Raw genomic sequence first — 10000 nt, 5'->3', positions numbered from 1 at the left:
GAGACCATTTTTATTTTACTGTCACAAGTTCTGTTCCATCCTTTTGTCGGAGGTTTGTTACTCGCCGCTATTCTGGCAGCCATTATGAGTACCATATCTTCTCAGTTGCTGGTTACTTCAAGTGCTTTAACTCAGGACTTTTACAAAACCTTTTTTCATAAAGAAGCCAGCGATCAACAGCAGGTACTGATCGGCCGAGTCAGCGTTTTTGCTGTAGCTCTTATCGCTATTTATCTCGCGCTCGACAGCAACAGTTCGATTTTGGGTTTAGTCGCCAATGCCTGGGCTGGTTTTGGTGCGGCCTTTGGGCCCGTAGTTCTAATCAGTTTGTATTGGAAAAGGATGAATCACTGGGGCGCTCTGGCTGGTATAGCCGCTGGAGCACTCACTGTATTGTTCTGGGCTTACAGTCCTTATCAAATCGAGGGTAAACAATTAAATGACTACCTGTACGCGATGATCCCAGGCGTTTTTGTTTCAGCAGTTCTCACCTGGCTGGTGAGCCTGGTCACCTCTGCGCCTTCGGAAAATGTAAGCCAATTGTTTCAGCAAGTATCTGATAAGTTAGAAAATAAATAAGCGACTATCCGCAGGGCGAGTGCTTATCATCTCGCCCTGTACTTTGCTGCGGTAATCTCTTAAAAAATCTATCAGACCAATAGTCTTTTCCTGCAGATCTTTGCTACATTGAAGCATGACTTCTGTTTAGCTGTTCAGGAACTTATGTACTTCTACACTGCGCGCCAACCTATTCTGGATAAAAATAAAAATTTGTTTGCCTACGAATTGTTGTTCAGGGATGGTGTAGAAAACGTGTTTCCTGAAGTGGACAGCAACGAAGCGACCTCGCGTATGATTGAAGGCAGTCAGTTGAATCTGGGACTGGATGAGTTCCTTGACGACAAACCAGGCTTCATCAACTTTACCCTTGATTCTCTGCTGAAAAAGTACCCATCGATGCTACCTTGTGAGCAGGTGGTGATCGAAATCCTTGAAACAGTTCAACCCGGGAAACGTTTATTGGCAGAATGTGAGTCATTAAAAGCTCAGGGTTACATTCTTGCTCTGGATGATTACATTCATCAACCCGTTTGGCGTCACTTCTACCCATTGATTGACATCATTAAAATTGATTTTCGTGCCACCAGCCTTGATACCATCCTGCAAATAAAGCAGGCCATTAAAGATTACCCACATATTAAATTGCTGGCAGAAAAGGTAGAAACAAATGACGAATTTGTTCAGGCTCTGGATCTAGGCTTTGATTATTTCCAAGGGTATTTTTTCTCCCGCCCGCAAATGATGCAAAGCCGGGCTTTGTCGCCTGCGCAGATGACACTGGCCGAATTGTTGTATGAAACAGCAAAGCCTGAGATGGATTTAAACATTATCACATCAGTATTCGAACGAGATGTGCATTTGTCTTATAAGTTACTTCGTTACACCAATTCTGCTGTGTTTAAGCGCCGCTCTGAAATAGCCACTATTAAACAAGCTTTAGTGGTATTAGGTCAGGCGGAACTAAAAAGGTTTTTATCTGTGCTATTTACTGCACAAATCAGTAGTGATAAACCTGCAGAGCTGATGCGAATGGCCATGACCAGAGCCCGTTTTGCAGAAGACATAGCCACTCTCGCGAAATTTCCGGAGGTAGCCAAAGCCTTTCTGGCTGGAATGATGTCATTGATGGATGCAATACTGGATGAACCCATGAGTTCCGTCATGGGGAAATTGCCGCTGTCTAAAGATATTAAAGAAGCTCTGATTGATGGCATAGGACCAATAGCTCAATTTCTGCAATTGATTAAATTTTACGAGCAGGCGGCTTGGGAAAATGCGAATGATTTAATCCAGTCACTGAAACTCGACAGTAAATTAGTGCCAGATGCCTACCACACGGCTGTGCAATGGGCTAACGATCAAATGAAAGCGCTCGGCGAAAACTGACGAGCGCTTATTCTTAGTCAGAAACTGACATGCTCTGCGACTTTTGCCGCCAACTTATCACCAATGCCTTTAACTTCAGTCAGTTGCTTCTGATCTTTAATGGGACCGTTGGCACTGATGTAGTCTTTGATTGCCTGAGCTTTTTTTTCACCGATACCAGGCACAGCGACTAATTGCTCTAAAGACGCCTGATTAATATTCAACTTGGCTTTATCCGCAACTTTGGCTGCCGCTGGCACTGATAACGGAGCTTTAGCCAACTCTTGTGCGACTGTTAAGTTCATAACACAAGCCAAACTAGCCACGACTGCTGCAACGAGGGCGATTTTCATAATGTTCTCTCCTTTTAACAGTTCTTTGTCTCCTCACTGTGTTGCTGAAGGTTGTTGCCAGCAACAACAATCCGGTTAACAGGGACAAACGAACCTCTTTGAGTTGCAACCTCGTTAATAAAGATAGCCCAAGCCCACCACTTTTCATCTTTATTTTTACATTTAATAAACATTATTTTTAACTTAGATCTTTAATATAACAATATAATAGGAAAGTGATGGCTAAGTGCCTGAAACCCAAAGCTGCAGCGTCAAGTACGACGGCCCCCCCAGGTAATTGGCGTTGCAGCGCGACGACAAGAGTTTGAAGACCCGGAAGCATAGTTTACCTATGTGACCGGGCTGAGAGCCCGCCGTCAACAAAGCTGCTGCGTCAAGTACGACGGGAATCCCCCAGGTAATTGGCGTTGCAGCGCGACGACAAGAGTTTGAAGACCCGGAAGCATAGTTTACCTATGTGACCGGGCTGAGAGCTCGCCGTCAACAAAGCTGCAGCGTCAAGTACGACGGGGAAGGGTATTCAGCGACAATTCAGTCCCTATCCCCTACACTTTCAACGCTTTGTCTTATGTTAAGGATTGCCGCAACCGACAGAGTGTTTTAGCATAACCCCACTTTGATTCTGCATTGTTCAAAAGGAAGCCCCATGCGTTTATTAGTTGTTGAAGATGAGACCTTATTGGCGGAGCAAATCCGTGAGCATTTAGTGCAGCAGCAATTTAGCGTAGACGTGGCGCAGGATGGTGCAGATGGCTGGTTTAAATTAAGCGAATATCCTTACGACCTGGCCATTATTGATATAGGTCTGCCAAAAATGGATGGTCTGAGTTTAATTCGTAAAGCACGCCAGAACGAAATCAAAACTCCGGTGATCGTATTAACAGCACGTGGTAGCTGGCAGGAAAAGGTTGAAGGTTTAGACGCAGGAGCAGATGACTACCTGACCAAACCTTTTCATACCGAAGAACTACTGGCTCGAATCAATGCGTTAATCCGCCGTGCTGCAGGTCAGCCTGACCCAATGCTTCACTCCGGACCTATAAAACTTAACAGCAGAACTCAACAGGTTTGGTTAGGTGAAAGTGAAGTAAGCCTGACGGCTTATGAATACAAAGTGTTGGAATACTTCATGCACAACCCAAATAAGGTGATTTCGAAAACTGAATTGACTGAGCATATTTACGATCAGGACTTTGATCTGGACAGCAATGTTATCGAGGTTTTTGTGCTGCGTTTACGAAAAAAACTTGATCCGGATGGTGAATTAAAGCCTATCGAAACTCTGCGTGGCCGTGGTTATAGGTTCACCATGGTTGTCAGTTAAATGCAGTTATCGCTCAAAGTTCGTCAGGGTATCATCAGCCTGTTTTTGCTGTTCTTTTTGCTGCCCAGCTCTTTTTTCGCCATAGAACAGGCTTTTTATACCCAGCTGTTAACCAGCACAGAGCAAAAACTTGAAGTCCATATGTATTCCATTCTGGCCGAGGTTCAGCCAAAAGATGGCAAAGTTGAGCTGAGTAACAACTTGCTACCTCCGGATTTTTATCGTCCAGACTCAGGGCTAACCGCCTTTATTACCAGTGAAAACGAGTTGTTATGGCAATCAGATTCCTCTATTAATCAACAGTTTGATCCGCCAACCCATCAGATATTGCCAGCTTCACATGAGTTCGTCCTGATGGAGCAGTACCAACAAAAATACTGGGTGTTATCTTTTTCTGTACTCTTTGATTTAGGTGATAACACACTGCCGCTGACTATTCACGTAGTGCAAAATGATCACCTGTTGCAAGAACCTTTGAAAACTTTCCGCAAAACCTTAAGTCAGTGGTTTATCGGCATAGCTTTGGTACTGATAGGTTTAACTTTGCTGGCTTATTATTGGATCACAAAACCACTTACTTCTTTGGATAAAGAAATTCATAAGCTGGAAAGTGGTCAGCAGGAACAACTATTACATGACTACCCTGCTGAACTAAACAAAATTAAAGAAGATTTAAATTTGCTGTTGGCAAATCAAAACAGGCAAAAACAACGTTATCGCCATCATTTAAGCGATTTAGCGCACGCTCTGAAGACTCCGATAGCAGTACTTCGTACCTCCAAGCTATCGGAACAGCCAGAGTTGCGTGAACAACTGGATCGAATCACTGGCATGATAGAACATCAGCTCAAAAGAGCGGCAAGTTCTGGGCAAGACCTGTGGCATAAACAAATCAAAGTTAAACCTTTAATCGCAAAACTTGAACAAGCGCTCAGTAAAATCTACAGAGACAAAGGTTGTGTTATAGAAATTCATTGTACTGAACAGGTAGTATTCCGTGGCGATGAAACAGATTTAATGGAGATTTTAGGGAACCTGCTTGATAACGCCTGCAAAGCCTGTAGCTGCAAGGTTAAAATCAGTGCCTTTGGAAAACCTTTGCAATTAGACATCGAAGATGATGGACCAGGCATTCCACAAGATAAAAGAGATGAGTTGTTTCAGCGCGGAACCCGCTTAGATACTTACAAAGAAGGACATGGTGTGGGACTTTCTATTGTCTCCGAACTGGTAAAGTCCTATTCAGGTGAGTTACAGGTTTCTCAAAGTCCTTTGGGTGGTGCCCGTTTCGTAATACGTTTTCCGGAGCCAGGTATTAAATGAATAAACTACTAGCCTTGATGGGTTTACTATGCGCGTTCCAGCTTACTGCGCAGCAAGCTTGTGATCAGACGAAATTAAACAAAACAGACTATATGCAATGTCTGGATCAAAAACTGGAGCAAAGTCGCAGAGAACTGACAAGTTGGGAGAATAACCACCAGTTCTTACTGGAAGAACAGGCAAATAGCACAGGCCGTAAAGATGGTCTGAAGATGTTTAATAAAGCACGTCAAAGTTTTAATACTTATGTCGAACAAGACTGTCGCTGGCAGTTTATAGGCCAGCTGCCGGACACAGATGCAGCTGGTGTTTTATACAAAGAATGTCAGCTACTTCATCTGAAACAACGCGTCGAATTTTTAAAACAAATTCGCACTGAACCCTGATTGCACACAGAGCCGTATTAAAACTCTTATACTTGGGTAAATTCAGCACTTGGCTAACGGAGTTTTAAATGAACATTTTGATCACAGGCGCAACAGGCTTGATCGGGCGGGCTCTAGTTGCGAAATGGCAAGGGCAACATCAGTTACATATTCTCAGTCGCTCAGCGGTCAGAGCCAGACAAACTCTGGCTATAGATGCCAACTATCAGGAATCTCTTGAGCAATTCGACCTTAATCAGATTGACGCTGTGATCAATCTGGCTGGCGAGCCAATAGCGGACAGACGCTGGACCGAAAGTCAAAAAGAAAAAATTTGCCAAAGCCGCTGGCAGATCACTGAAGCTCTGGCAGAGAAAATTCAACAATGCCCTACCCCGCCTAAGGTATTGCTTAGCGGCTCTGCCATAGGTTTTTATGGCCGCCAGGGCGATACAGTAGTGACCGAAGATTATAAATCTTTTTATCCCGAGTTCAGCCACGACATTTGTGCCCGCTGGGAAAATTTGGCACAGCGCGCCGCAGGCGAAAAAACAAGGGTTTGTCTGTTACGCACCGGCATAGTGCTTAGTAACAAAGGTGGAGCTCTTAGCAAGATGCTGCCCTTGTTTAAGTTTGGCTTAGGTGGACCTATAGCAGATGGCCAGCAATTTATGTCCTGGATCCATATTGAAGATATGGTGAACCTAATTGAATTCTTATTGTTACATGATGATTTGAGCGGGCCTTTTAATGCTACAGCACCACGCCCTGTCAGCAACAAAGACTTTAGCCAGCTGTTAGCCGAGCGTTTTGGTAAAAAGGCACCTTTTACAGTGCCGGCTTTTATTTTACGTCTGGCTTTTGGTGAGATGGCAGACCTGTTGCTATTTGGTCAGAATGTGCAACCTAAACGCCTACTGGATAGTGGTTTTCAGTTCCACTATCCTAAACTCAAAGAGGCCTTAAATGCCCTTCAATTCTGAAGGGCTCTTCTAAGTAATGTACTACCAGACATCTTCAACAACCCCCTGACCTGCCAGGCTCCTAAGGTAGTAACTAATACCACACCAGTTACTGGCCCCAACCACCATAAATTCCAGTGTGGGCTATAAGGCAAGTCAAAAAACTGCTGCTGCACTGCAGCCAGCAGCACTTCAGCCAGTAAAGTTGCAAATAGACCTGCCAAAGCACCTAAGGCCGCAAACTCATACAACAAAGCAGCCTTCAGGAAGGTTGATTTCGCCCCCAGAGTGCGCAAAATTGCCAGCTCCTGCTCCCTTTGTTCTAACGTAGCCTGTACCTGCGCCACCAGAACCAGCACTGCAGAAGCAAACACCAGGAGTAGGATAAAGGTTAAAGCGACAGACACCTGAGCAATAATGTCATTCACTTGTTTTAAGATGGTATCGACTGAGATCAGACTGACAGTCGGAAATTGCCGGACTATCTGATTTAACAATTCCTGTTCTGACATATCCAGATAAAAAGCCGTGATATAAGTAGCTGGAAAGCCTTGCATCAGATCGGGTGACAACACCATATAAAAATTCGGCTGTAAGCTGTTCCAGTCTACTTTACGAATACTACTGATTTTCGCTTCAAACAACTGACCACCAACAGAAAACTGTAATTGGTCACCCAGCTTCAGTTGCAACCTTTCAGCAAGTTGAGATTCGACCGACACTTCAGCTTTGGTATCGGTACTAAACCATTGTCCACTTTCTAACTTGTTATTGTCAGGCAAGTGATTTAACCAGGTTAAATTCAGTTCACGCCCTACGCCCTGTCGTTGTTCAGGCTTTTCTTTTGTCGCCTCATCAGCGAAATTCTCACCATTAACAGCCAATACCCTGCCGCTCACCATAGGATAAAACTCTGTTAATCTCAGCTGATGCGCCTTCGCCAATTGCTGCAATGCTGTTTTATCCTGGTCCGTTAAATTAACCAAAAACTGGTTAGGTGCTCCTTGCGGTACCTGTTGCTGCCACTGATCGAGCAACTCAGAGCGTAAAAAATACAGCAATAAAGATAAGAACAAAGCCAGGCTAAAAGTGATCAACTGAAATGCGTTAGGCCATAACCTGCGGCGTAAATTCGCCAGTGCCAGCTTCAATGCGCTGCTTTGGCCTGCCGTCATAGGTTTTGCTATCCGAACCAGTAAGGCCGCGAATCCCATGAGCAAAGCCGCAAACAGCAGACACAAAGCAAACAACCAACTGCTGATCCAAATGTCGCCACTAAAAAGCCACATCAATAACCAGATGGCCACTGAGCCACTGGCCAGATGCACAACATCGAATTTAACCTGGTCTGGCTTTTCCCTGAGCACATTCAGTGCAGGCACGGCAGCAAGACGCCATAAAGGCCGGGCAGAGAACAATAATGCACAGATAGCAGCAGTTAACATACCCAGAGCCAAAGGCCGGACGCTGAATTCTGCCAGATACTCTGGCATCCAGAACGCAACCCCCCACTGACTTAACAACACCAACAGCTGCCCGGCTATCAAACCAAAACCTACGCTGAAAATCACCACGAAAAGCAAATGACTGCCATAAATCTTTCTGCTTAAGCTGGTGGTAGCCCCTAAAGCTTTCATCACAGCAACAGAGCGGGCGTGACGCTGACTATAACGATTTGCAGCCACTGCAGCGGCACAAGCTGCCAGAACTATACCCAGAAGTCCGGATAACAACAAAAAGCGTTCAGACCTGTCCAGAGCGCCTCCTATGGCGGATTCTCTATCCATTTTCTGCCATCTGTCCTGAGGACCAAGAAGTTCTTTGGTTTGAGTTTCCAGAAGCCCAAGCTGTTGCTGCGCTCCTGCAAACATTAAGCGATAACTGATGCGGCTGCCCGGTTGAATAATGCCTGTAGCATTAACATCTTCCAGCTGCATTAAAATACGGGGTGAGCTGCCAAATACCGAAAGCGGAGCATCAGGTTCCTCCACTATGACACCCGCAGCAATGAATTCCTTTTCTCCCAGCTCAATACTGTCACCAACTTTAATATTCAGTAAGCTAAACAAACGGTTCTCAAGATACAACTGGCCTTGTTGCAATGAGGCTGTTTTTGTCGGGTCTGCCACAGAGGAACTTAATTTTAGCTGGCCCCTCAGCGGATATTCTGCAGAGACAGCCTTGATAGAAACCAACTGCATCAGGTCTTTGGCAAATACCATAGAATTAAACTGCACCTGACGCGCAGATTGCAGTTCAAGTTGATCGGCCTGTTGCTGCACCTGTTCGTTAAAAGCCACGCTGGAGCGCAGGATCAGATCCGCTGCGACAAAGTTGGCACTGCGCTGAAACAAAGCTGAACGCACAGACTCAGTAATACCAGACAAGCTCACCACTGTTAACACAGCAAGAAAAAGCGAAAAAGCAATAACCCATAACTCTCCCCTGCTTAATTCGCGCCAGAACAAACGCCAGGCTATTTTACCCCACATGACGCTTATCCTCTGTAGCCTTTGGTTGCTCAGCGGCAAGATGGCCTGCGTGCATCAGGTATCTGTATTGACAGCGCTGCGCCAGTTCATGATTGTGTGTCACTAATATTAAGGTCGTGCCCTGTTGTTCATTCAGTTCAAATAACAAATCCTCAATTTTTTCGCCTGTGGCGCTGTCCAGGTTAGCGGAAGGCTCGTCGGCAAAAAGTACCGCAGGTTTAGTGATAAAAGCCCTGGCTATAGCGACCCTCTGTTGCTCACCACCACTCATTTGATTTGGAAAAAAATCAGCTCTGTGGCTTAATCCAACCTGAGCCAGTAATTCCAAGCCCCGGACCCGTGCATCGGGCATGCCGGCAAGTTCAGCTGGCAAAGTCACATTCTCCAAAGCAGTCAGACTGGGTAACAACAAAAATGACTGAAATACAAAACCAACAGATCTAGCCCTTAATTCTGCCCTTTGGTCTTCACTTAGTTGATGTAATGGTTGACCGGCCAGATAAACTTCACCGGATGAGGCCTGATCCAAACCAGCCAATATCCCTAATAGGGTAGACTTACCTGAGCCGGAAGCCCCTACAATGGCGACTGTCGCGCCCTGATTGATAGTCAGGTGGATATCTTGCAGTATGGTAAGCTCAGATTCGGTAAGCTGAACTGTTTTTACAACATCTTTGGCAACAATATGAGGTATAGGTGTTTTCATGATTCGAATGTTCTACGTTATGCTTTTGGCATTGTCGTTGACCGCAGCTGCGGTACAAGCCAAAACGCTGTTAATTTTGGGCGATAGTCTGAGCGCCGGTTATGGGTTAAGCCAACAACAAAGTTGGGTTCAACTACTTCAACAAAAACTAGACCAGCAGGACAGTAGCTGGACACTGATCAACGCCAGTATCAGCGGTGAAACCTCCGGTGGTGGTCTGGCACGTTTACCGGCCCTGCTCGAACAGCACAAACCCGATTACGTGCTGATTGAACTTGGCGCCAACGATGGCCTGCGTGGTTTTCCCGTGCCCCAGCTTGAAAGCAATCTCCATGCAATGGTGACGCACATAAAACAGCAACAAAGTAAGGCTGTGTTAATGCAAATACGTATCCCACCAAACTATGGTCCACGTTACACCAAATTATTCACTGATCTATATCCAAAGATTGCCAAAGAACAGCACATACCTCTGTGGCCTTTCTTTATGGAGACCATAGCGTTAAAACAGCAATGGATGCAAGCAGATGGGTTACACCCCAATCTGGA

Annotated in this window: 9 protein-coding genes and 1 pseudogene; 7 read left to right on the top strand and 3 right to left on the bottom strand. The window is 45.3% G+C overall.

Going from position 1 to position 10000, the window contains the following annotated elements; genetic code table 11:
* A pseudogene (locus LDL40_RS02510) lies at positions 1 to 579 on the top strand (sodium:proline symporter); the annotation flags it as partial.
* Positions 580 to 723: 144 nt separating this feature from the next.
* A complete protein-coding gene (locus tag LDL40_RS02505) occupies positions 724 to 1947 on the top strand; it encodes an EAL and HDOD domain-containing protein (protein WP_300993471.1) in 1224 nt (407 codons plus the stop codon).
* A gap of 17 nt (positions 1948 to 1964) precedes the next feature.
* Here the strand turns inward: LDL40_RS02505 and LDL40_RS02500 are convergent, their stop codons facing one another.
* Positions 1965 to 2279, bottom strand: a complete 315-nt coding sequence (locus LDL40_RS02500) for a helix-hairpin-helix domain-containing protein (protein WP_300993469.1) — start codon at positions 2277 to 2279, stop codon at positions 1965 to 1967.
* Positions 2280 to 2925: 646 nt separating this feature from the next.
* Here LDL40_RS02500 and LDL40_RS02495 point away from each other — a divergent pair.
* From LDL40_RS02495 to LDL40_RS02480, 4 genes are all read left to right on the top strand, one after another.
* Positions 2926 to 3603 carry a response regulator transcription factor gene (locus LDL40_RS02495; RefSeq protein ID WP_300993467.1) on the top strand — a complete coding sequence of 226 codons (678 nt, stop codon included), beginning with the start codon at positions 2926 to 2928 and terminating at the stop codon, positions 3601 to 3603.
* Positions 3604 to 4926, top strand: coding sequence for an ATP-binding protein (locus LDL40_RS02490; protein ID WP_300993465.1), 1323 nt, complete (start codon positions 3604 to 3606; stop codon positions 4924 to 4926).
* Positions 4923 to 5312 (top strand): hypothetical protein, encoded by a 390-nt coding sequence (locus LDL40_RS02485; RefSeq protein ID WP_300993463.1) that lies wholly within the window; start codon positions 4923 to 4925, stop codon positions 5310 to 5312. Before LDL40_RS02490 ends, LDL40_RS02485 begins: the two co-directional genes overlap by 4 nt.
* A 68-nt stretch (positions 5313 to 5380) precedes the next feature.
* Positions 5381 to 6274 (top strand): TIGR01777 family oxidoreductase, encoded by an 894-nt coding sequence (locus LDL40_RS02480; RefSeq protein ID WP_300993461.1) that lies wholly within the window; start codon positions 5381 to 5383, stop codon positions 6272 to 6274.
* Here the strand turns inward: LDL40_RS02480 and LDL40_RS02475 are convergent.
* Together LDL40_RS02475 and LDL40_RS02470 are read right to left on the bottom strand one after the other, a co-directional pair.
* On the bottom strand, positions 6265 to 8745 hold the full coding sequence (locus LDL40_RS02475; RefSeq protein ID WP_300993459.1) for an ABC transporter permease: 2481 nt from the start codon (positions 8743 to 8745) through the stop codon (positions 6265 to 6267). The two genes, LDL40_RS02480 and LDL40_RS02475, sit on opposite strands and share 10 nt — an antisense overlap.
* Positions 8735 to 9451, bottom strand: a complete 717-nt coding sequence (locus LDL40_RS02470) for an ABC transporter ATP-binding protein (RefSeq protein WP_300993457.1) — start codon at positions 9449 to 9451, stop codon at positions 8735 to 8737. Before LDL40_RS02470 ends, LDL40_RS02475 begins: the two co-directional genes overlap by 11 nt.
* Between LDL40_RS02470 and LDL40_RS02465 the strand changes: the two genes are divergently transcribed.
* The coding region (locus LDL40_RS02465) for an arylesterase (protein WP_300993455.1) at positions 9450 to 10000 on the top strand (551 nt) is incomplete at its 3' end. The genes LDL40_RS02470 and LDL40_RS02465 overlap by 2 nt on opposite strands.

This window comes from Rheinheimera sp. (assembly GCF_020217005.1).
Lineage (GTDB): Bacteria > Pseudomonadota > Gammaproteobacteria > Enterobacterales > Alteromonadaceae > Pararheinheimera.
The sequence above is the reverse complement of the archived record's forward strand: the minus strand, read 5'-3'. Positions and strand labels throughout refer to the sequence as shown.

Bases quoted from the DNA above. Each gene is read 5' to 3' on its own strand.
- LDL40_RS02505 (WP_300993471.1), top strand. From the start codon at position 724: ATGTACTTCTACACTGCGCGCCAACCTATTCTGGATAAAAATAAAAAT.
- LDL40_RS02500 (WP_300993469.1), bottom strand. From the start codon at position 2,279: ATGAAAATCGCCCTCGTTGCAGCAGTCGTGGCTAGTTTGGCTTGTGTT.
- LDL40_RS02495 (WP_300993467.1), top strand. From the start codon at position 2,926: ATGCGTTTATTAGTTGTTGAAGATGAGACCTTATTGGCGGAGCAAATC.
- LDL40_RS02490 (WP_300993465.1), top strand. From the start codon at position 3,604: ATGCAGTTATCGCTCAAAGTTCGTCAGGGTATCATCAGCCTGTTTTTG.
- LDL40_RS02485 (WP_300993463.1), top strand. From the start codon at position 4,923: ATGAATAAACTACTAGCCTTGATGGGTTTACTATGCGCGTTCCAGCTT.
- LDL40_RS02480 (WP_300993461.1), top strand. From the start codon at position 5,381: ATGAACATTTTGATCACAGGCGCAACAGGCTTGATCGGGCGGGCTCTA.
- LDL40_RS02475 (WP_300993459.1), bottom strand. From the start codon at position 8,745: ATGTGGGGTAAAATAGCCTGGCGTTTGTTCTGGCGCGAATTAAGCAGG.
- LDL40_RS02470 (WP_300993457.1), bottom strand. From the start codon at position 9,451: ATGAAAACACCTATACCTCATATTGTTGCCAAAGATGTTGTAAAAACA.